This window comes from Holophagales bacterium (assembly GCA_016719485.1).
In the GTDB taxonomy this organism is placed as follows: domain Bacteria; phylum Acidobacteriota; class Thermoanaerobaculia; order UBA5066; family UBA5066; genus UBA5066.
On the sequence record JADJZB010000021.1, the window covers coordinates 352,476 to 377,057 of the forward strand.

Genomic DNA, 24,582 nt, shown 5'->3' on the forward strand with positions numbered 1-24,582 from the left:
GCGGAACTTCCGGGGCCCGGCGCTCGTATCCGTCGGAGAGCGATCCCGAAGGAGAAGCCATGGCCCGAATCCCCCTCGCGACCCTCGCCCTGTCCGCGGCCCTCGCCGTACCCGGCCTCGCGTCCGAGGCTCCGTCGAAGGTCGTGGAGAAGACTCTCGTCCTCGCCCCGGACGGCCGGCTCGTCCTGGACACCTACAAGGGGCGGGTCGCGATCACGGCCTGGGACCGCAGCGAGGCCTCCATCCGGGCCGTCGTCACCGCCGACGGGAGCTGCGACGAGAGCGCCGACCTCGTCGCGCGGACGAACGTGCGGATCGAAGGGGGCGGTCGCGAGGTGAGGGTCGTGTCGGACTACGACGACCTGCCGAAGATGACGTTCACCTTCGGCCGCGACTGCGGATCCCGGCCCTTCGTGGAGTACGAGATCCGGATGCCGCGGGGCGCTTCGCTCCGACTGAAGGACTACAAGTCGCGCATCTCGGTCGACGGGCTTGCCGGGGACGTGTCGGTCGACAGCTACAAGGGAGGCATCCGGCTGACGCGCCTCGCGGGAGGTCTCGACCTCGAGACCTACAAGGGAGACGCGCTGGCGGAGTTCGAGACGCTGGGTGGCGGCCTCCGCGCCGAGACCTACAAGGGCGAGATCGACCTCGTCCTTCCGAAGGCAGCGAGGGTCGACCTCGAAGAGAGCATCGGACGCCGGGGATCGTTCGCGGCGGACGTCCAGGCCGTCCGTGGCGGGAGGCGCGTTTCCGTGGACACGTACAAGGGGACGATCCGCCTCAGGACGAGATAGCTAGTACGCGTTCTCGTCCCGGAAGCTCCTCGTCGCGGTCCGCCAGAGGATCTGCAGGTCGAGCGAGAGGCTCCAGTTCTCGATGTAGTAGAGGTCGTACTCGACACGCTTGGAGAGGCTCGTGTTCCCGCGCCAGCCGTGCACCTGGGCCCAGCCGGTCAGGCCGGCCCTCACGCGGTGCCGGAGCATGTACTGCGGGAACTTCTCCTTGAACTCGCGGACGAACTCGGGTCTCTCCGGACGGGGGCCGACGAGCGACATGTCTCCCATCAGGATGTTCACCAGCTGGGGGACCTCGTCGAGCGACGTGCTCCTGAGGAACGCCCCGACGCGGGTTCTCCGGGCGTCCCCTTCCTTCGCCCAGACCGCGCCCGTCTCGTCCTCGGCTCCCACGCGCATCGAGCGGAACTTGAGGATCCGGAAGAGGCGTCCGTCGAGGCCCATCCGCTCCTGCGTGTAGAAGACGGGACCGCGGTCCTCCAGCCAGATGGCGAGCGCGACGAACGGCAGGAGGATCGCGAGGACGACGAGCCCGCCAGCCGACAGGACGATGTCCATCGTCCGCTTGACGAGCGAGTTCCAGCCCTCGAGCGGGCGCTGCGTCAGGTTGATGACCGGGAGGCCGTCGAAGTCTTCCACGCCCGCCTTGAACGTGACGAACTGGAAGAGGTCGGGGACGAACCGGATGTCGACCATCTCGTTCCCGACGTCCTTCAGGATTCCGAGCATCGTCCGGTAGGCGTCGACCGGAAGGGCGAGGAAGATCGTGTCGACCTCGTGCTTTTCGATCAGCTCCCGGACGTCGGCGGTCGTCCCGAGAACCGCGAGTCCCCGATAGTCCTCGCCCCTCCTGGCTGCGTCGTCGTCGACGAACCCCACGGGCTTCAGGCCGGTGGCGGGATGGTCGAGGAGCTTGTCCGCGATCGCCCGGCCCGCGTCTCCCGCGCCGACGACGAGGGCCCGGCGGACGCCCACGCCCGAGGCCCAGACCTTCTCGAGATACCGCCAGATCGCGAAACGCCCGAGCGCGACGAAGAGGATGTCGAGGGCCAGGAAGAGGATCAGAAGCGCGCGGTTGAAGGACCAGGCCCGCCAGAACGAGAGGAGGCCGACGAGCAGGAGCGTCGCGAGCGAGGCGGCCATGACGATGGCGAGCGCCTCGTCGATGGAGGACCGGTCGCGCCGCATCTGGTAGAGGCGGTGGAAGTAGAAGACCACCGGCCAGAGGAGGGCGATCACGGGGAGGAGCGACGCGTAGTTGGAGAGGGGCTGCGGTCCGAGGGGGATGGGCCACACGGTCTCGAACCGGATCACGTACGCAGCCAGGAGCGCCGCGCTCGTAGCCGCGACGTCGGAGGCAAGGAATACGGCCTGGAGGCGCAGGGCCTGTTTCTGGATCACGCGGGCTCCCGCCGGATTCTAAGGTTGGGGGCCGGGAAGCGCGCAGGCGAGGTCGTCCCGGCCCGCTTCGGACAGGGCCGCGCGCGCGGCGGCGAGGAAACGGGCCCGGAACGCCGGCTCGGAGAAGCGGCGCGCATTCTCCACGAGGGCGCCCGCGTCGAAGTGCCGGGTGAGGGCGAGCTCGATGGCGCAGGCGAGCGGGCCGGAACCGGCGTCGGGGTAGAGAACGCCGGTGACCCCGTCGACGACGGTCTCCAGAGCGCCTCCCTTCCCGAGGGCGACGACGGGCGTCCCGCAGGCCTGCGCCTCGAGCGGGACGATGCCGAAGTCCTCCTCGCCCGGCATCAGGACGACCTCCGCCGTCCGGTAGAGCTCGCGCAGCTCCTCGTCGGACGGCGAGCCGGCGAAGCGGACGTGCGGGCCGGCGAGCGCCCGAAGGCGGCTCTCTTCGGGACCGAACCCGGCGATCGTCAGGGTCCGCCCGAGGCGCGCCGAGGCCTCGAGGGCGTCGTCGAGACGCTTGTACGGCGCGAGCGCGGAGACGACGAGGAGCCCTTCGCGCGGGCGGGTCGACGGGGCGGGCGTGTAGAACGCGGTGTCGGCCGGAGCCGGAACGACCCGGGACGGACGGCCGTAGATGCGGGCGATCCGTTCGCGGACGTTCTCCGAGTTCGCGAGGAAAGCGTCCACGCGCGGAACGGTCGCCAGGTCGCGAGCGCGAAGCGGGGCCCGGACGAGCCGGGCCGCGGCCTTCACGACGCCGCTGCGGCCGCGGAGGTAGTCGTCGAACTGGTCGTGCAGGTAGCGGACCGGGGTGTGGCAGTAGCAGAGGTGGAAGCCCTTCGGCCCCCTCTGCGCCGCCTTGGCGACACAGTGCGACGTGGAGATCACCAGGTCGAAGCCCGAAAGGTCCCAGCTTTCGGCGGCGAGGAAGTAGAGGGGGAGGAGCGATCGGTAGTCCCGCTCGCGGGAAACGATGCGCTGGAGCCACGTCGTCCTCACGGGCCGGTCCTCGATCTCGGCAGGGACCGACCCCGGAAAGTGGAAGAGGGTGTACAGAGGCGCCGCCGGAAAGAGCCGGGCGAGCGAGAGGAGGACCTTCTCTCCGCCGCGCGTGCCGGTGAGCCAGTCGTGGACGAGGGCGACCTTCACGCCCCCTCCGCCGCGTCCATCCAGGCGGCCGAGACCTTCTCGAACGCCGCCTCCCACGTGAAGGAGCGCGCCCTCTCCCGGCCGCGCGCGGAGAGCCGGGCCGCGAGGTCCGCGTCGGTCAGGAGCCGGACGAGGGCGTCGGCGAGAGCACCCGGATCGTCCGGGTCCGCGTAGAGGGCCGCGTCACCGCCCGCTTCCGGGAGGCCGCCGCGATCCGAGGAGACGACGGGCGTCCCGACGGCCTGCGCCTCGAGGACGGGAAGGCCGAAGCCTTCGAGGAACGAGGGCATCGCGAGCGCCGAGGCCCCGGCCAGGAGCGGGACGACGTCGGCTTCGAGAAGGAACCCGAGGTCGACGAGGCGATCCGCGACGCCGGCTTCCACGGCGGCGTGCCGGCGGGCCTCGCGTCGTTCGGGACTCCCCCCGGCGAGAACGAGCCGGTGGGTGAGCCCGGACCGGGCGACGGCCGCGAACGCCGCGAACAGGCCGTCGAGGTTCTTGTGGGGCTTGTCGTTCCCGAGGAAGAGGACGTAGGGGGCGTCGAGGCCCGCCTCCCGGCGGACGCGGGCGACCTCCGCCCCGGGGACGGGAGCGAGGAAGCGCCCCTCCACACCGTTCGGAATGGCTCGCACCTTCCCCGCGTGCCGCGGGGCGAAGGTCGCGAGGTCGTCCCGGACGGACTCCGAAACGGTCAGGACGACGCGCGCGGCACGCATCGCGCGCCGGAGCATCGTCGTCGCGTAGAGTTTCTTCGCCAGCGTCCGGTGCTCCGGGCGCTTCAGGTGGATCAGGTCGTGGATCGTCACCACGGTGGCCCGGGGCGGGAGGAGCGGTACGACGTAGTGCGGGGCGTGGAAGACGTCGCACCCGGCCTTGGAGAGCGCGCTCCTGACGGAGACGAGCTCGGCGAGGGAATACCCGGCGGCGTCGCATGGGACGGCCGAGACGCCCGCCGGCAGGAGCGCCTCGTCACCGGTCCTCACGAGCGCCACGAGGTCGTGCTCGCCCCGCGCCGCGGCGGCGCCCAGGAGGCCGCGGACGTAGGTCCCGATTCCGAAGTCGCGGAGCTTGCGGGCGTCGATGGCCACTCGAAGCCGGGTCACTGGACCGCCTCGGCGAAGAGCGCCCGCGTCGCGCGGGCGGCGCTGTCCCAGGTGAAGAGCGCCGCGCGCTCCGGCCCGCGCTTTCGGGCCTCCCGGCGGAACGCCTCGTCGTCGTTCGCCCGTTCGATCGCCGCCGCGATGGCGGCCGGGTCGAGCGGGTCGGGGAGGAGGCCCGCGTCGCCGACCACCTCGGGCAGGGACGACGAGGAGGAGGCGACGACGGGGATCCCCTCGGCCATCGCCTCGAGGGCAGGGAGCCCAAAGCCCTCGTAGAGGCTCGGGTAGGCGAGGAGGCGGGCCCCCCGGAGAAGCGCCGTCGCGCGCTCCGAGGTCACCCATCCGAGCCGGAAGATCCGGTCCGCGTGCCGGGACCTGGAGAGCCTCTCATCGAAGCCGGGCATCCCCCAGCCGGTCCCCCCGGCGAGGACGAGGTCGGGGAATCCGGGACGCCGGTCCCAGATCGACTCCAGGGCGCCGACGAGCCTCTCGTGGTTCTTCCGCGGCTCGAGGGTGCCGAGAGACAGGACGTACGGTCTTGGATGGATCGGCTCCGCGCCGGTCTCGGGCGCGGGGACGAGACCGTTCGGGACGACGAAGGTCTTGCCCGTGGCCTCCGGGCAGGTCCGCAGAAGGTCGTCCCGGGTGGCCCGGGAAACGCACACGAGGCGGGCGGCGACGCGGACGGTGGCAGGGAGGAATGGTGCGAACCCGGCCACGTTCCTGCGGTCGTGCCACTGGGGGAAGAGGACGGGCGTGAGGTCGTGGATCGTCGCCACACCCGGGAGCGGAGAGGCCAGGGGCAGGATGCCCAGCGGCCCGTGGAAGAGGTCCGCGCCCTCGCGGACGGCTTCGGCGGCGGCGACGGTCTGCAGCCAGACCGTGCCGGGAAGGCGAAGGCGGCCGGGGGGGCGGACCTCGACGCGGCCCTCGAGCGCGGCCGGAAGGTCGACCGGGCGGGGGGAGAGGAGGACGACGGAATCCTCAGGGAACAAACGGGTAAAGGCGCCGTAAAGGCCCTCGAGCGTTCGGCCGACGCCGGTCCTCTCCCCGCACAGCGTGCGGGCGTCGACGGCGATGCGCATCCGGGGCATCGTACCGTGTGGGAGAGGCATCGCTCCTGTGCCAGGGAGGGTGCCTGGGGGCCGGGCCAGCGTGCCCGGGCTGCGTGCTACACTCACCGACCCTCCGCGAGGAGGGGTCGAAATGGAGTTGAATCTGGAAGAGGCGCTGGAAGCGCCCGTCGCTGTTTCCCACCGCCTCGAGGTCCCCACGGGACCGCTCGAGCGGCCCGAGCTCCTTTCGCTCGAGCCCGTGGCGTTCTCGGGAACGCTCCAGAAGGCCGATCCCGGGTTCGTCCTGACCGGAGAGTTCTCCGTGGCGGGCCGGATCGCCTGCTCGCGCTGCCTGGCGCCGGTCGATTTCTCCCGCAGCGGAGAGGTGTCGTGGCTCTTTGCCCCGGCCCATCGCCGGCCTTCCGAGGGCGAGCTGGAGCTGACGGCCAGCGACCTGGACGTCGTCTGGTACGAGGACTTCGTCGTCCCGTTCGACCCGCTCGTCGAGGAGCAGCTCCTGCTGGAGCTTCCGATGAAGCCGCTCTGCCGGCCCGACTGCCTCGGGCTCTGTCCCCGGTGCGGTACCGACCGGAACTCCGGCCCGTGCGATTGCCGGGAAGAAGGCGACGAAAGGCTCGCGAAGCTCAAGTCGCTCCTGGCGTGAAGCGGGCGCCGGCGGCGACGCCACGAGGCGCTCTCCCGAAACCAACGATCCCGAGAGGTGAACTGCCATGCCGAATCCGAAACACCGTCACAGCAAGACGCGCCGCGACCTGCGGAGGGCGCACGACTTCCTGCAGGACCCGGGTCTCTCCAAGTGCCAGAGCTGCGGCGCGACCAAGACCCCCCACCGCGTCTGCCCCGATTGCGGCCATTACCGGGGCCGCGAAGTCACCGCCGGCACCCAGAAGAGCTGATCGCGACGTTTCCGTCGCGCCCTGAATGATCCTCGCCGTCGACGCCATGGGGGGGGACCACGCCCCCCGTGCCCCCGTTGAGGGAGCCGTCGCGGCCGCCGTCGATTTCGGCCTCGACCTCCTTCTGGTCGGGCGTCGGCGGGAGGTCGAGCCGCTTCTGCTCGCCGCGGGCTACCGCGGGAGCCGGATCAGCATCGTGGAGGCCGAGGACGTCGTCGGGTTCGACGAGCCTGCGACCGCCACGCTCCGGAAGAAGCCCCGGGCGTCGGTGCGCGTCGCGGCAGAGCTCGTGAGGGACGGGGCCGCCGAAGGGTTCTTCACCGCGGGGCACACCGGGGCGGCGATGGTGACGGCCCGCGCTTCCCTCGGTGTCGTCGATGGGATCGACAGGCCCGCGCTCGCCGCGGTCCTCCCGGGGCTCGGACGGAGGCGTCTCCTTCTCGACGTCGGCGCGAACGTCTCCTGCCGCGTCGAGAACTACCGCGAGTTCGCGCTCATGGGACATTTCTACGCCCAGGAAGTCCTCGGCATCGACCGGCCGAAGATCGGGCTCCTCTCGGTCGGCGAAGAAGAGGAGAAGGGGACCGGGACGACGCGGGAGGTCTTCGGCCTGCTGCGGAAGTCGGGCCTCAATTTCGTCGGCAACTGCGAGGGGCGGGACGTGTATGGCGGGAACGTCGACGTCGACGTCGTCGTGACCGACGGCTTCACGGGGAACGTCGTCCTGAAGGTCTCCGAGAGCCTCGCCCGCCTCGTCGAGGACGCGCTCAAGCAGGAGATCACGCGGAGCCTGCAGGCCTCCATGGGCTTTCTCCTCTCGCGGGACGCCTTCCGCTCGTTCAAGAAGCGTCTCGACTACACCGAGTACGGCGGGGCTCCGCTCCTCGGGGTGAAGGGGGCCGTCCTCATCGGGCACGGCAGCTCGAACGCACGCGCCGTGAGGAACGGGATCAAGGCCCTCCACGACTACGCCAGGCGCAGAATCCCGGAGAAGATCCGCGCGAAAGCCCGCGAGCTGGCGCCCCTGGCACCCGTCCGCTGACAGGAAGGAGAGGAAAGATGTTCCACGCCGCGATCGCCGGCACAGGCAGGGCCGTACCCGCGAAGGTCCTGACGAACGCCGATCTCGAGAAGCTCGTCGAGACCTCGGACGAGTGGATCACGACGCGGACGGGAGTCCGCGAGCGGCACATGGCGGCCGACGGGGAGACCCTCTCCGACTTCTGCGTCGCGGCCGGCACGGCGGCCCTCGAGAACGCGGGCGTCGCGGCGAAGGACCTCGACGCGGTGCTCGTCGCCACGGTGACCCCGGACCAGCCGATCCCGGCGGTCGCCTGCCTCGTGCAGCACAAGCTCGGCGCGAAGAAGGCCGCCGCGTGGGACCAGAACGCCGGTTGCTCGGGCTGGCTCTACGGGCTCCACATCGCCGACGGCCTGATCCAGGCCGGGAAGGCGAAGAACGTCCTCCTCGTCGGCGCCGAGTTCCTGACCCGCTACACCGACTACACCGACCGCGCCACCTGCGTCCTTTTCGGAGACGGCGTGGGGGCCACGCTCCTCAGGGCGACGAAGTCCGACCGGGGCGTCCTCGCCTCGACGATCCGGAGCGACGGCGAAGGCGCCTGCTTCATCCAGATGCCGGGCGGCGGCTCCTCGTACCCGCCGAACCGTCCGGAGACGCTCGAGCAGCGGCTCCCGTTCATCAAGATGATGGGCGGCGAGACTTTCAAGATCGCCGTCCGGTCGATGGTCGACGTCTGCAAGGACGTCCTCAACGAGAGCGGATTCGAGCCGGGGGAGGTCTCCTGGCTCCTCCCGCACCAGGCGAACGACCGGATCATCCAGGCGGTCGGCGAGCGGCTCGGGATCCCGAGGGAGCGCTGCATCGTGAACATCGAGCGGTACGGCAACACGAGCTCCGCGTCGATTCCGATCGCCCTCGACGAGGCCGCGCGGGACGGCCGCGTCAAGCGGGGCGACCTGATCCTCTTCACGGCCTTCGGTGCGGGCCTCACGTGGGGCGCGGCCCTGGTGAGGTGGTAGCGATGTCCGGCCTCGCCTTCCTCTTTCCCGGCCAGGGCTCCCAGTTCCAGGGCATGGGACGCGACCTCGCAACCGCCTTCCCGGAGGCGAAAGCCGTCTACGACCGGGCCGACGCCGCCCTTGCCCCTTTCCACCTCCCGATTTCCCGCGTCTCGTTCGAAGGGTCGGAGGAGGAGCTCAAGCGGACCGCGGTGACCCAGCCGGCGATCCTCGTCCACTCCGTCGCCGTCTTCGAGGTCCTCAAGGCCCGTGGCCTGGCGCCGGTGCTCCTCGCGGGGCACTCGCTCGGCGAGTGGTCGGCCCTCGTCGCGGCGGGCGCGCTGACGCTCGAGGACGCCGTCGTCCTCGTCCACCGGCGCGGTACCTTCATGCAGGAGGCGGTCGCCGTGGGGCAGGGGGCCATGAGCGCCGTCATCGGCCTCGACGGGCCGGCCGTCGCCGCCGCCTGCGCCGAGATCGCCGGCGAGACGGGAGAGGCGGTCTCGGCGGCCAACTTCAACTCCCCCGAGCAGACGGTGATCGCCGGAACGGCGGGCGCGGTCGCGAAGGCGTCGGAGCTCCTGAAGCAGCGCGGGGCCAAACGGGTCCTGCCGCTCCCGGTCTCCGCCCCGTTCCACTGCGCCCTCATGAAGCCAGCCGAGGAGAAGCTCGCCCCGTTCCTCGACGCGGCCCCGTTCGCGGACCTCTCCGTTCCGGTCGTCACGAACGTCGACGTCCTCGCGAACCTCTCCGGAGGGGAGGCCCGCGAGGCGCTCCGGCGCCAGGTCTGCTCGCCCGTCCGCTGGGTCGAGACGGTCGACCGGCTCTCCCGGGAGACGGCAGGGGCGATCGAGGTGGGTCCGGGCACCGTCCTCGCCGGCCTCGCCAGGAGGATCGCGAAGGACTGGTCCGTCCGAACGACGTCGGACGCCGAAGGTGTCCGCAGGCTCCTCGCCGGATGACCTCGAAGGCGACGACGAACGCCACGCGCGTCCTCGACGCGCTCGGGGCGGTCTACGGGATCCGGACCTTCGCGGCGGCCGACTTCACCGCGGAAGAAGCGGCGGAGAAGCTCGGGGTCCCGCCGGAAGAGGTCTGGAAGACGCTCGTGGCGAAGGGAGACAGGACGGGACCGCTCGCGGCCGTGATCCCCACCGGATCGCGGCTGTCGCTGAAGAAGCTCGCCCGCGTCTCGGGGAACCGAACCGTCGCGATGGTCTCGCCCGAGGAGATGGAGAGGCTGACCGGCTACGTCAAGGGGGGCTGCTCGCCTTTCGGGATGCGCCGGACGACGCCCCTCTTCGTCCACGAGGCGGCCGCCACGCTCCAGAGGCTCTTCGTCTCCGCGGGGCAGCGGGGCGTTCAGCTCGAGATGTCCGGGGCGGCTTTCCTCGCTGCGGCAGGCGCCACGCCGGCCGATCTCGTCGAAGACTGATAAAAGGAGCAGCGAGATGCCGTACGTCCTGTCTCTCGAGGGAAAGATCGCGCTCGTCACCGGAGGCTCGCAAGGGATCGGGGAGACGATCGCCCGCCGCCTCGCCGCCGCCGGCGCGACCGTCCTCGTCGCCGCGCGCAACCAGGAGAAGGCCGCGGCGGTCGTCGCGGCGATCGTCGACGCGGGGGGCTCGGCCGAAGCCGTCCCTCTCGACGTCGCCGATCCCTCGTCCGTCCCGGCGCTCTTCAAGGGGATCGCCGAGCGCCACGGCCGGCTCGACGTTCTCGTCAACAACGCCGGGATCACCGACGACGGTCTCCTGCTCCGGATGTCGAAGGAGAGCTGGGACAGGGTCCTGGCGACGGACCTGACCGGTGTCTTCCTCGTCACCCAGGAAGCCGTGAAGCTGATGATGAAGAAGCGGGTCGCCGGCCGGATCGTCACCGTCGGCTCCGTCGTCGGCCTCATGGGGAACGCCGGGCAGGCCAACTACGCCGCCGCCAAGGCGGGCGTCGTCGGCTTCACGACGTCCCTGGCCCGCGAGATCGGCTCCCGGGGGATTACCGTGAACGTGGTGGCGCCCGGATACATCGAGACTGCGATGACGGGGGCGCTCACCGAGGATCAGCGCCAGGCGCTGGCCGGGCGGATCGTCCTCGGACGCCTCGGAAGCGGGGACGACGTGGCGGGGGCCGTCCTGTACCTCGTCTCCGATCTGGGCTCCTACGTCACCGGCACCGTCCTGAACGTCAGCGGAGGGCTCCTGATCCCCTGACGGGGACGGACCCGCGCGTGCTTGAATTCATCGGGAAAGCCGGGGAGAATCCTGCGGCTTCCGCCAACTGAGGGAGGAATTGAATGTCGAACTCGATTGAGGAAAAGGTCAAGAGCATCATCGTCGAACAGCTCGGGGTCCAGGCCGACGAGGTCAAGCCCGAGGCGAGCTTCGTCGACGACCTCGGCGCCGACTCGCTCGACACCGTGGAGCTCGTGATGGCCTTCGAGGAAGCCTTCGGCATCGAGATCCCGGACGAGGACGCCGAAAAGATCCAGAAGGTCAAGGACGCCGTCACCTACATCGAGTCGCACGCCAAGCCCGCCTGAGCTCCCGAGTGACGGCCCGGATGGAACACCTCGACGCCCGGGGCCGTCGCCGGGTCGTCGTCACGGGAATCGGCCTCGTCTCTCCCCTCGGCCTGACGGCGAAGGAGAACTGGGACGCCCTTCTGGCGGGGCGCTCGGGGATCGGGCCCATCACCCGTTTCGACGCGTCCGACTACGCCTGCCGGATCGCGGGAGAGGTCAGGGGCTTCGACCCCGCCCTCTTCCTCGACCGGAAGGAAATCAAGAAGTTCGACACCTTCATCCACTACGCGGTCGCCGCCGCGAAGGAGGCCCTCGCGGAGTCGGGCCTGGCGATCACCGAGGAGAACGCCGAGGCGGTCGGAGTCTGCATCGGCTCGGGCATCGGCGGTCTGCCGCTGATCGAGGAGACCCACAAGGTCCTCCTCGAGAAGGGCCCGAGGAGGATCAGCCCGTTCTTCATCCCGGGCCTGATCGTCAACATGTCTTCCGGGCTGGTCTCGATCCTGACGGGAGCCAAGGGGCCGAACACGGCCACCGCCACCGCCTGCGCCACCTCGGCCCACTCCATCGGCGACGCCGTGAACATCATCCGCCGCGGGGACGCGGACGCCATGATCGCGGGCGGGACCGAATCGGTCGTCGTCCCTCTCGCCATCGGCGGCTTCGCCGCGATGCGCGCCCTCTCTACCCGAAACGACGATCCGGCCACCGCCTCCCGGCCGTGGGATCGCGACCGGGACGGATTCGTCCTCGGGGAAGGGGCGGGAATCCTCGTCCTCGAAGAGATGGGCCAGGCCGTCCGGCGCGGTGCGCCGATCTACGCCGAGGTCGCGGGGTACGGCATGTCGGGGGACTCCCACCACATCTCCGCTCCCTCCGACGACGGGGACGGCCCGTTCCGCGTCATGAGGAACGCCCTGAAGGACGCGGCGATGAACCCGGACGAGGTCGGCTACGTCAACGCCCACGGCACCTCCACGCCGCACGGCGACCGGATCGAGACGATCGCCCTGAAGCGCCTCCTGGGCGCGGCGGCCCGAAGCGTGCCGATCTCCTCGACGAAGTCGATGACCGGGCACCTCCTCGGTGCCGCCGGAGGCTACGAAGCGGGCGTGCTCGCGCTGGCGATCCGGCACGGCGTCGTTCCGCCGACGATCAACTACACGACCCCGGACCCCGAGTGCGACCTCGACTACACGCCGAACGTCGCCCGTTCCCGGCCGATTCGCGCGGCCCTCTCGAACTCGTTCGGGTTCGGCGGGACGAACGCCTGCCTGGTGATGAGGGCCGTCTGACGACCCGCTGCGGCGGCGGAAGCGGGCCCGGTAAACTCTCTTCCGTCGATCCCGCGCCCGATTCCCTCTATGCTCCGGTGGCGAGACCCGTCCGATGAAGGCCGACATCCTCCGGAAGAAGTTCTTCGAGGGAGTCTCCCGCTACGAGTGGATCGAGACGCTCGGGCAGGGTGGGGTGGGGATCGTCTACAAGGCCCAGGATCTCGAGCTGGACGAGGTCGTCGCCATCAAGGTCCTCTCGCCCGACCTCGCGAAGGACGACGAGGCCGTCCTCGCCCGGTTCAAGCGCGAGATCAACCTCAACCGGAAGATCAAGCACCCGAACGTCGCCCGAATGTACGACTTCGGGATCAGCGGGTCCTACCCCTACATCACCATGGAGTTCGTTCCGGGCAAGGACCTCTGGACGCTCATCCGCGACGAGAGGCGCATCGAGCCGGCTCGTGCCCTTCCGATCCTCCGGCAGATCGCCCGCGGCTGCTCGGCGATCCACGAGCTCGGCATCGTCCACCGCGACCTGAAGAGCCAGAACGTCATCGTCGACGAGAACGGGGCCGTCGCCATCGTCGACTTCGGCCTGGCGCGCTGGAACCTCGGAGGCGGCTTCACCCTCGACTCCATCATCCTCGGCACGCCGCAGTACATGTCGCCCGAGCAGGCGTCCGGCCGGCCCGTCGACGCCCGCACCGACATCTACTCGATCGGGATCATCGCGTTCGAGGCGCTCACGGGGCAGCTTCCGTTCACGGGCGACAGCCCGATCGCCGTGGCGATGAAGCAGATCAACGACCCGGTGCCGGACCTCCTGTCGAAGTTCGCCGACATCTCCGCGGGGCTTCGCGCCGTCGTCATGAAGGCGCTTCGGAAGGACCCCGCGAAGCGCTACGCGACCGCGGCGGACCTCGAGGCCGAGCTCGCCGGGGTCGAACCCCTGACGACGCCGAGGGAGGGGGCGGTCCGGCGCAGCCCGAGCGAAGACGGGCTGATGGCGCAGCTCGAATCCGCCCTCGGGGCGGTCATCCTGCCTCCCCCGCCCGCACCGGCGCGGCCCGCAGCGCCGTCCGACGTCGCCCCGAGGCCCGTGCAGCCGGCGGTGACCGCCAGGGCCATGCCGGCGCCCGCCACGCCGGCCGCGCAACGGGCGCCTGTCGCATCTTCCGCACAACCCGCTCCCGCCGCTCCCGCCGCTCCCGTTGCCCCCGCGGCGTCCGTTGCGGTGGCCGTCCCGGCCGATCCCACGCGTCCGCCGGTGCTCCTCGTCGTCTCGGCGGTGGCTGCGAACAGGAAGGCCTGGAGCGCCGGTCTCGGCAGCGAAGCCTGCCGGGTGGTGGAAGCCACCAGCGGTCAGGACGCGCTCGAGGCCCTCGTGAGAGGACCGATCGACCTCGTCGTCATGGACGTCGCGCTCCCGGGGATGGACGGCTTCGACGTCACGCGCGTGATCAAGTCGCAGCCGAACCTCGCGGCGCTTCCGGTTCTCCTCGCCGCCGACCGGCTCGAGCGGAGCCACTACGCCTTCGGCATCCAGTCGGGCGCCAACGAGCTCCTGCTCAAGCCGATCGAGCCGGCGCTCCTTCGGGAGCGGGTCGGAAAGATGCTGCGCCACAGGGGCTTCCAGCTCCCGGGCTGGGCGCCGGACGCGTCCGCCCCGGATGGCGCTGGGCAGTGACGAACCGCGTTTGGGCTGGACAAGACCCGGCCCGGCTCCCGATCATCGGCCGATGCCGCGCGATCCGGGTCCGGCGGACACGCCCGCGACGACCGGGGAGGCCCCGGTGGTGAGCCGTGACGGCGAAGGCCGGCCCGGCTACTGGGATCCGACCGCGTCCGGTCGCCACCTCATCAGCCGGCCGATCTCCATCGACGGGCTTCTGACCGACCGGGCCCGGATCGAGCTCGCTCCGAGAATCGTCCAGAGGGGGGCGGCCTTTCTCGACGACTCGTACCACGCCGTCGACGTGGCGGCGCGGCAGCTCGCGTCGGTCTTCACCCTGGAGCAGCTCGTCCTCGCGACGGTCGCTCTGCGGGTTCACATGCGCAAGGGACGCGAGCACATCCAGCGAAAGAAGGCGCTCCAGGCGAAGTGGACGGCGCTCGCGCACCGGCTCATGAAGCTGCGGAGCGAGGAGCGGCACCTCACGCTCCTCGAGACGCGCATCGCCGAGGAGCACGCGACCCTCGCGGCCGCCGCGGGTCCGGTGCCCGGGGGTGCGGAACTCCTCGCGATCGAGGAGGCCGAGGTGGAACAGGCCCGGCGCGCCTGGAAGGAAGAGAACCGGCAGGCCTGGGAGGCGTGGGCGCAACTCGAAGCCGAGGAGACCGGCCTCCTCTCAGGTGCCCCGCAGCTCGAGCAGGCGGAGGACCTGAAGCAGCCGTACATCCTCCTCCTCGTTGCGGCGCGCCGGAGCGAGCCGCGAACCGTCGCCGCGGCGATGCACACGCTCGTGGACGCGCTCCAGCAGCCGCTCTCGCGCACGGACCAGATGCTCCTGGAGATCGCGTTCCGCCGCTGCATCCGGGCGGCCGCCCCCGAGGACGAGCGGGAGGTGGAGCGCTGGGAAAGCGAGCTCCTCCTCGCGGCGGAGCGTGAGTTCGCCTCCGAGTTTCCCTGGGCCGTTCCCTACCTCGCCAGCAGCTGAACGGGCGGGCCGGCGCGCCGTGTGCCTCGTCGTTCTCGGGCTCCACGCCCACCCCCTCTATCCCTTCGTCGTGGCCGCGAACCGGGACGAGGTCGTTACACGTCCTTCCGCGCCCGTCGCCTACTGGCGGGAGCACGACGGCCTCCTGGCGGGACGCGACCTCGTGGCCGGAGGAACTTGGATGGGCGTGACCCGCTCCGGGCGCTTCGCGGCGCTGACGAACGTCCGCGACCCTCGGGCGTTCGATCCAGGGGCCCCGACGCGTGGTGAGCTCGTCGTCCGGTTTCTCGCGGGTACGGACGACCCGGTCACCCACGTGAAGACCCGCACTGCGGACGTGCGCCAGAGGAACGGCTTCAACCTCCTCGTGGCCGGGAACGGGCGGCTCGCCTGGTTCTCGAACGCGGGAGGGGAGCCGTGTGAAGTCGGACCCGGTGTCCACGCCGTGTCGAACGCGCTCCTCGACACGCCCTGGCCGAAGGTGCGGCGGTCGGCGGCGGGTCTCGCCGGGATTCTGAAGCGCCACGACCGGATCGACCCCGAGGAGCTCTTCGCGCTCCTCGCCGACCGGGCGTCGGCGCCGGACGAGGAGCTTCCCGAGACGGGGGTCGGGCTGGCGGCCGAGCGTCTCCTCTCGTCTGCGTTCATCGCGGCGCCGGGCTACGGCACGCGGGGGACCACGCTCCTCCTCGTGTCGGCGGCGGGCCGGGCGACCTTCCTCGAGCGACGGTTCGACGAGAGCTTCCGCGAGACGGGTACGGCCCGGTTCGAGCTCGATTTCCAGGGGTGGAAGCCGCTCGGACGGGTCCCGAGACCCTTGTCCTGAGAACGGGCGTCAAGAACAATGAATCCAGTCCCTTAGAGGGCTGATGCGCCTGCATCATTTTGGCGGGAACGGCCTCTTTCAGCTCCTCGAAGGTCCGGAATCCGCCTACGATTCGCCCGGATTCGTTGGATCCATATGTGCGCCACACCCAGCAATAACTCAAGACACGGCTTGAAGGAGGAGATCCCATGTCACTTCTGCAGCGCGGACTGATGTTCGTCCTGGCGGCGGGGACGCTCGTGCTCCCGTCGACCAACCCGCCCGAGACCCGAGCGGGCGGACGGGCCACGGCCCCGGTCGAGACGAAGACCGAGAGCCTCTACACCCCGGCGGACAAGGAGTTCTACCTGGACGAGAACCAGATGGACTTCATCCGTCCCGGCCTGAAGGTCACGATCGGCGCCGTCACCAACATGGCGCCCGGCCAGAAGCCGATCGTCGAGCTCACGATGACCGACGACCTCAACCAGCCGCTCGACCGCCTCGGCGGGACGACCCCGGGCGTCGTCAGCCTCCGGTTCATCCCGGCGACGTGGGACGCCGCGACGGGTTACTACGACGACCTCATCAATTCGTCGAACGGCAACCCCTCGCGTGACAACACGGGCGTGTGGGTCGACCTCGGCGCCGGCAAGTACAAGTACACGTTCGCGGCGACGATGCCGGCCTTCGACGTGAACAAGCCGATGACGCTCGCGTGCACCGGCAACCGGAACATGGTCGACTACCTCGGGAAGTCGTACTACGTGAACGTGTTCAAGGACTTCGTCCCGGCGACCGGCGCCGCGGCGACGACCTGGGCCGTCACGACGACGACGAAGTGCAATGCCTGCCACGACCCGGTCGTCGGCCACGGCAGCAACTACCGCGAGGCGAAGACCTGTGCCCTCTGCCACAACCCCAAGGACATGGTGGGAGAGCTCCAGCCGTTCGACATGGGGATCTGGCACCGGATCCACTCCTCGAACCTCGAGGACGTCGGCGACATCACCTACCCGAACTACTACCTCCAGAACTGCGAGGCCTGCCACACGCCGACGGCGGCGCAGGGGACCGTCTACCTGACGAAGCCCGGTGCCAACTCCTGCGGCGGCTGCCACGCCGACATCGACTTCGCCGCGGGCGTGGGCCACCCGGCCCAGGCCAACGACAGCGCCTGCGCGAACTGCCACATCCCCGACAGCGGCGTGGAGTTCGACGCGTCCGTCAAGGGTGCGCACGTCCTCCCGCTCGAGTCCAAGCAGCTCAAGGGTCTGAAGGCCGACATCGTCTCCGTCACCAACACGGCCCCCGGCCAGAACCCGATCGTCACGTTCAAGCTGTACGACAGCACGGGCAACCTCGACCCGAAGCCGTTCGGCTCGAACGCCAACGTCCTCCTCGCCGGCCCGACGACCGACTACGCCACGTGGCCGAACATCCGCGAGAGCGTCTCCACCGCGACGTTCAACGGCACGACCTCCGTCTACACGATGAAGTGGAAGGTCCCGGACACCTTCAAGGGCACCATCAGCTACAGCATGGACGTCCGCCGCTCCGTCACGGTCAACGGCGTCACGTTCAACGAAGGCGCCTTCAACCCGATCTACAACGCCGCTGCCACGGGCACCGTCGTCCCCCGCCGGAACGTCGTCAGCCAGGCCAAGTGCCTCGCCTGCCACGACTGGCTCCCGCTCCACGGCGGGCAGCGTCTCGCGGTGGCCGAGTGCCTCCTCTGCCACAACCCGAACAGCGACGACAGCTCGCGCCGGACCGCGGCCGCCGACAAGGTCCCCGAGTCGATCCAGATGGCGCGCATGATCCACCGGATCCACTCCGGCGAAGAGCTCACGCAGCCCTACACGATCTACGGCTACGGCGGAACCCCCTACGACTTCACGGAAGTCCTCTACCCCGGCGACCGGCGCAACTGCCTGGCGTGCCACACGTCGGCCGCGACGGCGAACCTTCCGATGCCGACGGGGACGCTGAACGTCATCACCCAGAAGGATTACTTCACGCCGCAGGGGCCCGGTACGGCCGCCTGCCTCGGCTGCCACGACACGCGTGACGCCGCGGCGCACGCGTACCTCAACACGGCGGTCTTCGGTGAGGCCTGTGGCGCGTGCCACGGCGCCAACTCCGAGTGGTCCGTCGCCGTCACCCACGCCCGCTAACTTTGAGGACGCCCGCCTCCCGGCATCGACCGGGGGGCGGGCCTCCCGGCTGGCGCGCTTTGCGCGCCGCCCGGAGAGAGGACTGAGATGGTGAAACGATCCATTGGCCTCACCGGCCTCGTTCTCCTGGTCCTCGGGGTGACGGGAATCGGTCGAACGGCCTTGTCTGCGGACGCTGCGAGCTGCGGAGACTGCCACGAGCAGTCGAAGACGTTCCCGGCGAACCCGCACGGCCGTGCGGCCTGCGACCTGCCCGGCGACGCGGCGTGCGCGAGCTGCCACGGCGACGGGAAGGCCCACATGGAGGCGGGCGGCGACAAGTCGCTCATCAACGGCCTCCACGGCGCCAAGGGCGCCGAGACCTGCCTGACGTGTCACGACGTCACCACCGAGCACACCTCCTTCCGTGACGGGGTCCACGGTGCTTCCGAGACCGTGAACTGCCTCACCTGCCACTCCGTCCACACGCCCCACGCGAAGGAGCCCAACCTCCTCGCGAAGCGCCAGACGGAGCTCTGCGCCTCCTGCCACCAGGGCCCTGCGGCCTCGCTGCGCGGCAAGGCGTTCGTCCATCACCTCGACCGCGGCGGCCTGAGCTGCGCTTCCTGCCACAACCCGCACGGGCGAAAAGGCGAGGGCGCGCTGAAGCTCACGCGGCAGGGCGAAATGCCGTGCCTGACCTGCCACAGCGAAAAGAGGGGTCCCTACGTCTACGAGCACGTCGGCCCGACGGTGGCCGGCATGACGGGCGGCTGCCTGAGCTGCCACGAAGCGCACGGGTCCAACAACCCCAAGCAGCTGACGCGGCCTCGCATCGACCTTCTCTGCCTCGAGTGCCACTCGACGCTCGCGGCCGGCGCGCTGGGCTCGCAGCCCCCGGCGTCGCACAACGTCTCCCTCCCGCGCTGGCGGAACTGCACGACCTGCCACGTGGCGGTCCACGGCTCCAACCGGTCGCCGAAGCTGCTGAAGTAGGAGGGACGGAGATGAGAACCGACCGAATCCTCCTCGCCGCCCTGCTTCCGGCGCTCCTCTTGACCGGCGCCGCCACGGCCCAGGACGTCCCGCTCGACCTCGAGCTGGGCTATCGCTGGACCGACGTCAGCGGCAACGAAGACATGTTCCGCAACCAGGTCAACGAGCGCGAGGGCTTCCAGATCCGCGCGCTGTCCTACGGCCTGGGCGACATCCGTGGGACGAATGCCATCGACCACTTCCGCATCGACGCGGCCGACCTCGGCATCGGTCCCAACGGCCTTTTCCGCCTCGAGGCGGGACGGACCGGGTACTGGAAGCTGAACGCGTCGTACCGGATGACCGACTTCTACTCGAACTACCCGACCATCGCCAACCCCTTCCTCGAGGCAGGGAGCCTGGAGAGCCAGCACGCCTACGACCGGACGAGGACGACCATGGACGTCGACCTCGAGCTGCTCCCCGGCAAGGCGGTTCGTCCGCTCGTCGGCTTCAGCTACAGCCGCTACGCGGGACCTGGCCTGACGACGTACCACGTCGGACAGGACGAGTTCGGGCTCGACCAGGACCTCAAGGAAAAGGACACGGAGTACCGCATCGGCGTGGCGTTCGACGCCGGCGCCTTCTCCGGGCAGGTCGTCCAGGGGTGGCGGCAGTTCCGCGGCGAGGAGACGCTCAGGCTCTCCACGGGCGCGGGCGCCGGCAACAACCCCGGGACGATTCTCGGAGTCCCGATCACCCTCACGTCCCTGACCCGCACGTCGAAGACGGACATCGACACCCCGGTCACGTCGGCGGTCGTCACGGGAAAGCTCGGCAAGGCCGTCCGGCTGACGGGCACCTACGTCCGGGCGAAGGCTGACGGCGAGGACGAGAGCTCGGAAAACCTCGCGGGCAACCTCGTCTCGTTCGACATCCTCCGGTATTTCAAGACCCTGGCCGAGCAGACGTCGGCGACGTCCGAGGCGCTCTCGTGGCGCGGCAGCATCCGGGCTGACGTCCACGTCTCGAACGGATTCGACGTGACGGCGGGCTACACGCGGCGCAGCCGCGAGCTCGACGGCTACGGCCTCGTGAACGACCTGTACGGCTCGACGACGACGTTCAGCGGGTTCGACCCGAGGGACGTCACCACGATCCTGCAGTCGCAGACCCGCCTGGAGCGCGAAGAGGACATCTTCGACGTCCGGGCGAGCCTGAAGGTTGCCGGGCCCTTCTCGGTACGGATCGGCTACAGCGAAAACCAGGCCGACATCCTCGTCGTGAACGACCCGTCGGAAGTCGTCATTCCCGGGGGCCAGGGCGGGCAGTACGACCGCAAGGTCGGCACGTTCGACGGCGGCCTTCTCTTCAAGCTCTCCGGTGTCTCCCTGGGCGTGGACTACGTGACCCAGAACGCGGACAACGCCGTCATGAGGACCGACTTCCTCGACCGGGACCGGATTCGGGTCCGCGGGGCGTGGGAGCCGGCGAAGTGGTTCCGGATCGGGGCCACCGCCGAGCAGATCGACACCGAGAACGACGACGCCGGCTACGGCCTCGACGGCAAGGTGAAGACCTACGCGGGAGACCTCGAGGTCGGTCCGTGGAACTGGCTGCGGCTGCGTTTCGGCATGGGCCGCTTCGAAGCCGACAACAGCATCGACTACCGCATCCCGCAGACCTGGGCGACCGCGACCTCGGTCTACGCCGAGAAGGGCGACTCCCTGGAAGGCGGCCTCACCGTCAACTTCAAGCCGTTCACCCTCGAGGCACAGCTTCGCCGGTTCGAGAACGAGGGCAGCTTCGCGTACGAGCTCGACCGGGCGCGGGTCCGGGCCGGCGTCGATTTCACGAAGATGTTCGGCATCGCGGCGGAATGGGACCTCGACGACTACACCGAGAAGAACCGCTCCTACGGGACCGGCGCGGACTACAAGGCCAACCGGTACGGCCTCTACCTGCGCATCCACCCGTAGCGTCCCGATTCTCCCGAGGGCACTTCGCGCCCCCGCCGAAAGGCGGGGGCGCTTCTTCTTGGGCGCGGCGACGATCGGAGAACCGGCGTCAAGCCGGGCGGACCCCGACGGGGATCTCGAGGACGGTTCAGCGCACCACGACGCGGCTTCGCGAGAGAACCTCGAACGCTCTCTGCTTCTTCTCCGTGAAGAGGGCGAAGACGACGTCGATGACGCTGAGGGAGAGCAGGTGGGGAAGCTGGCGGACCACGGCCTGTCCGAGGCCGATGGACGCTCCCGATTCCCTCACGACTCTCAGGCCCGCGAGCGACTTGCCGACGGTGGCTCCATACCGGTACTCGGCCCATACGGTGTAGGCGAAGAATGCCAGGGCCGAGACGCCGAAGGCGACCACGAACACGACGTCCCTGCCGCCGAAGAGCCCGACCCGGTCCGCGAGGATCGAGAGCGAGCCGGCGGCGCCGAGGACGACCCCGGCGTCGACGAGCTTCGCAACCACCCGCCGTCCGAGCGGCGCGCTCACGAGCGGAACGGCGCCGAGGTACGACTCCGCGAGGCGAGCAGGGTCGCCGAGCTGACGGAGGATCTCCTCGAGGGGACCCCCGTTGCCGAGACGTTCGGCGATGTGTCCCTTCAGCTCCATCGCGATCTGCTCCCTCAGGGGCGTCGATCTCGGCAGGCGAGCGAGGACGCTCTCGACGTAGCTCTCGGCGGTCGTCATTTCCCCTTCCCCCCCTGGCGAAGCAGTGCTTCCATCGCCCCCACGAACCGGGTCCACTCCCGGGTCAGGGCGGCGAGCTCCGCACGCCCCGGTTCCGTCAGCCGGTAGTACTTCCGCGGAACGCCCCGCAGCGGCGTCTCCCACCGGACCGAAACGAAGCCGGCCCGTTCGAGCCGATAGAGAACGGGGTAGAGCGTGCCGTCCGTGACCCCGAGCGCCCCGTTCGTTTCGGCCGTGAGCTTGGAGACGATCTCGTAGCCGTACGCCTCGCCCGGGGTCAGAAGGTGCAGGACGATGAGCTCCAGAGATCCGCGTTTCAGCTCGCGCTCGATTCCCCTGCGCCCTTCGGCGAGATCTGCTTCGTCTGCCACACCAGAAATATGGGGTGAGATATCTTGTTATGCAAGGTATATGGTGATGAATGTGCTCGGTCGCGACCCGAACCATGATTCAGGGAAGTGGCCGGGCGGTCGAGGTGTTCCTCGCCGCCCGCCGCGTTCCTATCTCATCGCCTCCATCGGCGAGAGCCTGGCCGCCCGCAGGGCAGGGTAGAGGCCGAAGACGAGGGCGAGCCCGAGTGCGACGCCCCACGCGGAGACGAGGCCGAGCGGGTTCACCACGAGGCCCCACGGAAAGAAGTGGGAGAGCTTCTGGCAGAGGAAGGCGCCACCCACGGTCCCGAGGAGCGCCCCGAGCGAGGCGAGGACGAGCGCCTCGAGGAGGAACTGGAAGAGGATCTCCGCGTCGGAGGCCCCCATCGCCTTCCTCAGGCCGATCTCGTAGCGGCGCGAGGAGTAGGAGATGAGCATGACGGAGAGGACGCCGACGCCGCCGACGAGGAGCACCGTCCCGGCGAGCGAGGTCACGACGACCTTCCACGCGCGCATCTCCTCCATGAACTGTGCGTAGCCTTTCGCCGCCTCGGCGTCGAGGTCCTTGATCTCGGTGTCCTCGATCCCGTGGTGCGCCTGGCGCGCGCGGGAGAGGAGGGCCGAGCTGACCTCTTCCAGATCGGTCTTCGCCTTGAGCTTGACGGCCAGGTGGGTCAGCGTCCGGTTCGCGTCGATGCGCACGACGTACGTCTCGAGCGGGACCATCAGGCCGTTGGCGTCGTAGTAGAGCTCCTCGCTGAAGATCATGAGCGGCGCCGTGACGCCGACGATCCGCCAGGGGACTCCTTCGATGACGACGTCCCGCCCGACGGGGTCGGCGCCGCCGAAGAGCTTCGACGCGAGCGTGGCGCCGACCACGGCGACGGTGCTCCGGCGCCGGGCGTCGTCGGCGGTCAGGCCCCTTCCGAGGGCGACGGGGCGGTTCATGAAGATGGCGTAGTCGGGGGTCACTCCCGTCACGAATGCGCGCTCCGTCCCACCCGCGACGCGGACGGCGGTCCGCTTCGTGGCGCGGGGCAGGAACGCCGTGACCTTCGGGTGAGGCGCCGTGAGGCGGGGGAGGTCGTCGAAGCGCAGGCCCGGCGACATCGCGAAGCGCTTCTGGTCCTCGGTCGTCTTCGGGTCGCGCGCCTGCAGGACGGCGGTGCCGTCCCAGGCCAGGCCCGCGAAACCGGTCTGGACCTTGTCCACGACGCCGTCGATGACGGACGTCAGGACGACGAGCGCGAAGACGCCGAGCATCAGGAGCGTCAGCGTGAGGACCGAGCGGAGCTTGTGCGCCCAGAGCTCGAGGAAGCCGCCCCTCACGACCTCGGCGACGAGCGCGAGACGGGCCGGCACGGAGTCGCGCCGGTCCCGGTGCGGGGAAGCAACGGCGAGCGGGAGGGCGACGGCGGCAGAGTTCATTCATATCTCAATGCTTCCATGGGGGAGAGGCGGGAGGCCTTCCAGGCGGGGAAGAGGGCGAAGACGACGCCGAAGGCGCTCGCGACGAAGAACGCCGCGAAGAAGCTCCCGGGCGCGAGGAAGAGGGGGATGTCGAGGAACATGCAGATCCCCTTGGAGAAGCCGATGCCCAGCACGAGGCCGGCGAGGCTTCCGAGAGACGTCAGCAGGACGGCCTCGGTCATGAAGGCCTTGAAGACCTCGAGGCCCGAGGCGCCGATCGCCATCCTCACGCCGACCTCCCGCACGCGCTCGCTCAGGCTCGCGAGCTGGATGTTGACGTTCACCATGCCGCCGCCCACGAGCGAGAGGATCCCCGAGAGCATGAAGATCAGGTTGTAGACCTGTCCCTGGCTCTGCCGTTTCCTCATGCGCGCCGCGATGTCGTCGATCCGCACGTCGTCCTGCTGCCGGTGGTTCGCCTTCAGGAGCGAGGCGAGGTCGCGCGCGAAGCCCTCCATCAGGTTCAGCTCGGGGATCTTGAACGTCATCCGGTCGACGCGCTCGTAGCGGTCTCCCTGCATCCGCGCCGCGACGAGGGCCGAGGGGACCGCGACGATCCTGTTCCGCCACGCCATGGCGTTCGGCTCGCCGTCCCTCCAGCGGAAGACGAGCTCGCGGAAGACGCCGACGACGACGACGGGAAAGTCGCCGAGGCGCATCGTCTGTCCGACGGCGTCACCCGAGGGGAAGAAGACGGATGCCGCCTCGGCGCCGAGGAGGCAGACGGGGGCGCCGCTGGCGAGCTCCGTCATGGAGAAGGCCCGCCCCTGCTCGACCTCGTACCCGTTCAGCGGCAGGAAGTCGCCTCCGATGCCGCTGACCTGGCGTTCCTGGTCGGCGTTCGGCGAGCGCAGGCGCGCGCGGGCGAAACGCTGGACGCTCGTGGCGTGGACGGCCTTGCTGTTCAGGGCCTCGCCATCGGCGGCGTCGGCGTTCCTGAGGCCGAGGTTCGCCCGCTGGAGCGCCGTGACGCTGCCGTCGCGCATCGCGGCCGCCGGCTGCACGTTCAGCCGCTCGATGCCGCCGAGCTTCCTCCACCGCTCGTCGGAGCGGCGCTGGTTGCTGTCGGAGATCGAGAATCCGCCGAGCACCGACGCGACGCCGACCATGATGCCGAGCGCCTGGAGCGAGGAGCGGCCGAGGTTCTCCCGGATCTCGAGCCAGGCCTCGGCGACCCGCTGGCGGAAGGCGCCGGAGAAACGCACG

General features: G+C 69.9%; 24 protein-coding genes. 16 read left to right on the forward strand and 8 right to left on the reverse strand.

Annotation, left to right across the window (positions count from 1 at the left end):
* Positions 1-59 precede the first annotated feature (59 nt).
* Positions 60-797 (forward strand): DUF4097 family beta strand repeat protein, encoded by a 738-nt coding sequence (locus tag IPN03_13635; GenBank protein MBK9374728.1) that lies wholly within the window; start codon positions 60-62, stop codon positions 795-797.
* On the opposite strand, the gene IPN03_13640 is transcribed toward IPN03_13635, so the two are convergent.
* The 4 genes from IPN03_13640 to IPN03_13655 are packed head-to-tail and all read right to left on the reverse strand — an operon-like array spanning position 798 to position 5,535.
* Positions 798-2,198 (reverse strand): undecaprenyl-phosphate glucose phosphotransferase, encoded by a 1,401-nt coding sequence (locus IPN03_13640; GenBank protein ID MBK9374729.1) that lies wholly within the window; start codon positions 2,196-2,198, stop codon positions 798-800.
* 18 nt (positions 2,199-2,216) lie between these two features.
* Positions 2,217-3,350: a glycosyltransferase gene (locus IPN03_13645; protein ID MBK9374730.1), complete on the reverse strand. Its 1,134-nt coding sequence runs from the start codon at positions 3,348-3,350 to the stop codon at positions 2,217-2,219.
* Positions 3,347-4,453: a glycosyltransferase family 4 protein gene (locus IPN03_13650; protein MBK9374731.1), complete on the reverse strand. Its 1,107-nt coding sequence runs from the start codon at positions 4,451-4,453 to the stop codon at positions 3,347-3,349. Before IPN03_13650 ends, IPN03_13645 begins: the two co-directional genes overlap by 4 nt.
* Entirely contained in the window at positions 4,450-5,535 is a 1,086-nt protein-coding gene (locus IPN03_13655) for a glycosyltransferase family 4 protein (GenBank protein MBK9374732.1), read from the reverse strand. Before IPN03_13655 ends, IPN03_13650 begins: the two co-directional genes overlap by 4 nt.
* A 121-nt stretch (positions 5,536-5,656) precedes the next feature.
* On the opposite strand from IPN03_13655, the gene IPN03_13660 reads away from it, so the two are divergent.
* The 15 genes from IPN03_13660 (at position 5,657) to IPN03_13730 (ending at position 20,814) form a co-directional block, all read left to right on the forward strand.
* On the forward strand, positions 5,657-6,169 hold the full coding sequence (locus tag IPN03_13660) for a DUF177 domain-containing protein (protein ID MBK9374733.1): 513 nt from the start codon (positions 5,657-5,659) through the stop codon (positions 6,167-6,169).
* A gap of 67 nt (positions 6,170-6,236) precedes the next feature.
* Positions 6,237-6,422 carry a 50S ribosomal protein L32 gene (gene rpmF, locus IPN03_13665; protein ID MBK9374734.1) on the forward strand — a complete coding sequence of 62 codons (186 nt, stop codon included), beginning with the start codon at positions 6,237-6,239 and terminating at the stop codon, positions 6,420-6,422.
* Between the two features lie 25 nt (positions 6,423-6,447).
* Entirely contained in the window at positions 6,448-7,464 is a 1,017-nt protein-coding gene (gene plsX, locus IPN03_13670) for a phosphate acyltransferase PlsX (GenBank protein ID MBK9374735.1), read from the forward strand.
* Between the two features lie 17 nt (positions 7,465-7,481).
* Entirely contained in the window at positions 7,482-8,465 is a 984-nt protein-coding gene (locus IPN03_13675) for a ketoacyl-ACP synthase III (GenBank protein ID MBK9374736.1), read from the forward strand.
* Between the two features lie 2 nt (positions 8,466-8,467).
* Positions 8,468-9,406 (forward strand): ACP S-malonyltransferase, encoded by a 939-nt coding sequence (gene fabD / locus IPN03_13680; GenBank protein ID MBK9374737.1) that lies wholly within the window; start codon positions 8,468-8,470, stop codon positions 9,404-9,406.
* A complete protein-coding gene (locus tag IPN03_13685) occupies positions 9,403-9,879 on the forward strand; it encodes an aminoacyl-tRNA deacylase (protein MBK9374738.1) in 477 nt (158 codons plus the stop codon). Before fabD ends, IPN03_13685 begins: the two co-directional genes overlap by 4 nt.
* A 16-nt stretch (positions 9,880-9,895) precedes the next feature.
* On the forward strand, positions 9,896-10,654 hold the full coding sequence (gene fabG, locus IPN03_13690; GenBank protein ID MBK9374739.1) for a 3-oxoacyl-[acyl-carrier-protein] reductase: 759 nt from the start codon (positions 9,896-9,898) through the stop codon (positions 10,652-10,654).
* Positions 10,655-10,737: 83 nt separating this feature from the next.
* Entirely contained in the window at positions 10,738-10,983 is a 246-nt protein-coding gene (gene acpP / locus IPN03_13695) for an acyl carrier protein (GenBank protein ID MBK9374740.1), read from the forward strand.
* 20 nt (positions 10,984-11,003) lie between these two features.
* On the forward strand, positions 11,004-12,260 hold the full coding sequence (fabF, locus tag IPN03_13700; protein ID MBK9374741.1) for a beta-ketoacyl-ACP synthase II: 1,257 nt from the start codon (positions 11,004-11,006) through the stop codon (positions 12,258-12,260).
* Positions 12,261-12,354: 94 nt separating this feature from the next.
* Positions 12,355-13,929 (forward strand): protein kinase, encoded by a 1,575-nt coding sequence (locus IPN03_13705; GenBank protein MBK9374742.1) that lies wholly within the window; start codon positions 12,355-12,357, stop codon positions 13,927-13,929.
* Between the two features lie 52 nt (positions 13,930-13,981).
* A complete protein-coding gene (locus tag IPN03_13710; GenBank protein ID MBK9374743.1) occupies positions 13,982-14,899 on the forward strand; it encodes a hypothetical protein in 918 nt (305 codons plus the stop codon).
* Positions 14,900-14,918: 19 nt separating this feature from the next.
* The gene (locus tag IPN03_13715) at positions 14,919-15,725 is read left to right on the forward strand and encodes an NRDE family protein (protein MBK9374744.1); all 807 of its coding nucleotides are present in this window, start codon (positions 14,919-14,921) and stop codon (positions 15,723-15,725) included.
* A 188-nt stretch (positions 15,726-15,913) separates the two neighbouring features.
* Positions 15,914-17,881 carry an OmcA/MtrC family decaheme c-type cytochrome gene (locus IPN03_13720; protein MBK9374745.1) on the forward strand — a complete coding sequence of 656 codons (1,968 nt, stop codon included), beginning with the start codon at positions 15,914-15,916 and terminating at the stop codon, positions 17,879-17,881.
* Positions 17,882-17,971: 90 nt separating this feature from the next.
* A complete protein-coding gene (locus IPN03_13725) occupies positions 17,972-18,856 on the forward strand; it encodes a hypothetical protein (protein MBK9374746.1) in 885 nt (294 codons plus the stop codon).
* An 11-nt stretch (positions 18,857-18,867) separates the two neighbouring features.
* Positions 18,868-20,814, forward strand: coding sequence for a hypothetical protein (locus IPN03_13730; protein MBK9374747.1), 1,947 nt, complete (start codon positions 18,868-18,870; stop codon positions 20,812-20,814).
* Positions 20,815-20,941: 127 nt separating this feature from the next.
* On the opposite strand, the gene IPN03_13735 is transcribed toward IPN03_13730, so the two are convergent.
* The 4 genes from IPN03_13735 to IPN03_13750 form a co-directional block, all read right to left on the reverse strand.
* Positions 20,942-21,535, reverse strand: coding sequence for an RDD family protein (locus tag IPN03_13735; GenBank protein ID MBK9374748.1), 594 nt, complete (start codon positions 21,533-21,535; stop codon positions 20,942-20,944).
* Entirely contained in the window at positions 21,532-21,867 is a 336-nt protein-coding gene (locus IPN03_13740) for a PadR family transcriptional regulator (protein MBK9374749.1), read from the reverse strand. The genes IPN03_13735 and IPN03_13740 overlap by 4 nt, the downstream gene beginning before the upstream one ends.
* Positions 21,868-22,035: 168 nt before the next feature.
* Positions 22,036-23,334 carry an ABC transporter permease gene (locus tag IPN03_13745; protein ID MBK9374750.1) on the reverse strand — a complete coding sequence of 433 codons (1,299 nt, stop codon included), beginning with the start codon at positions 23,332-23,334 and terminating at the stop codon, positions 22,036-22,038.
* Positions 23,331-24,581 (reverse strand): ABC transporter permease, encoded by a 1,251-nt coding sequence (locus IPN03_13750; GenBank protein ID MBK9374751.1) that lies wholly within the window; start codon positions 24,579-24,581, stop codon positions 23,331-23,333. The genes IPN03_13745 and IPN03_13750 overlap by 4 nt, the downstream gene beginning before the upstream one ends.
* Position 24,582: the final 1 nt, after the last annotated feature.

What these genes read in the sequence shown, in the direction of transcription:
- IPN03_13635 (MBK9374728.1), top strand. Translation starts at nt 60, where the DNA reads ATGGCCCGAATCCCCCTCGCGACCCTCGCCCTGTCCGCGGCCCTCGCC.
- IPN03_13655 (MBK9374732.1), bottom strand. Translation starts at nt 5,535, where the DNA reads ATGCGCATCGCCGTCGACGCCCGCACGCTGTGCGGGGAGAGGACCGGC.
- IPN03_13660 (MBK9374733.1), top strand. Translation starts at nt 5,657, where the DNA reads ATGGAGTTGAATCTGGAAGAGGCGCTGGAAGCGCCCGTCGCTGTTTCC.
- rpmF (MBK9374734.1), top strand. Translation starts at nt 6,237, where the DNA reads ATGCCGAATCCGAAACACCGTCACAGCAAGACGCGCCGCGACCTGCGG.
- plsX (MBK9374735.1), top strand. Translation starts at nt 6,448, where the DNA reads ATGATCCTCGCCGTCGACGCCATGGGGGGGGACCACGCCCCCCGTGCC.
- IPN03_13675 (MBK9374736.1), top strand. Translation starts at nt 7,482, where the DNA reads ATGTTCCACGCCGCGATCGCCGGCACAGGCAGGGCCGTACCCGCGAAG.
- fabD (MBK9374737.1), top strand. Translation starts at nt 8,468, where the DNA reads ATGTCCGGCCTCGCCTTCCTCTTTCCCGGCCAGGGCTCCCAGTTCCAG.
- IPN03_13685 (MBK9374738.1), top strand. Translation starts at nt 9,403, where the DNA reads ATGACCTCGAAGGCGACGACGAACGCCACGCGCGTCCTCGACGCGCTC.
- fabG (MBK9374739.1), top strand. Translation starts at nt 9,896, where the DNA reads ATGCCGTACGTCCTGTCTCTCGAGGGAAAGATCGCGCTCGTCACCGGA.
- acpP (MBK9374740.1), top strand. Translation starts at nt 10,738, where the DNA reads ATGTCGAACTCGATTGAGGAAAAGGTCAAGAGCATCATCGTCGAACAG.
- fabF (MBK9374741.1), top strand. Translation starts at nt 11,004, where the DNA reads ATGGAACACCTCGACGCCCGGGGCCGTCGCCGGGTCGTCGTCACGGGA.
- IPN03_13705 (MBK9374742.1), top strand. Translation starts at nt 12,355, where the DNA reads ATGAAGGCCGACATCCTCCGGAAGAAGTTCTTCGAGGGAGTCTCCCGC.
- IPN03_13710 (MBK9374743.1), top strand. Translation starts at nt 13,982, where the DNA reads ATGCCGCGCGATCCGGGTCCGGCGGACACGCCCGCGACGACCGGGGAG.
- IPN03_13720 (MBK9374745.1), top strand. Translation starts at nt 15,914, where the DNA reads ATGTCACTTCTGCAGCGCGGACTGATGTTCGTCCTGGCGGCGGGGACG.
- IPN03_13730 (MBK9374747.1), top strand. Translation starts at nt 18,868, where the DNA reads ATGAGAACCGACCGAATCCTCCTCGCCGCCCTGCTTCCGGCGCTCCTC.
- IPN03_13735 (MBK9374748.1), bottom strand. Translation starts at nt 21,535, where the DNA reads ATGACGACCGCCGAGAGCTACGTCGAGAGCGTCCTCGCTCGCCTGCCG.
- IPN03_13745 (MBK9374750.1), bottom strand. Translation starts at nt 23,334, where the DNA reads ATGAACTCTGCCGCCGTCGCCCTCCCGCTCGCCGTTGCTTCCCCGCAC.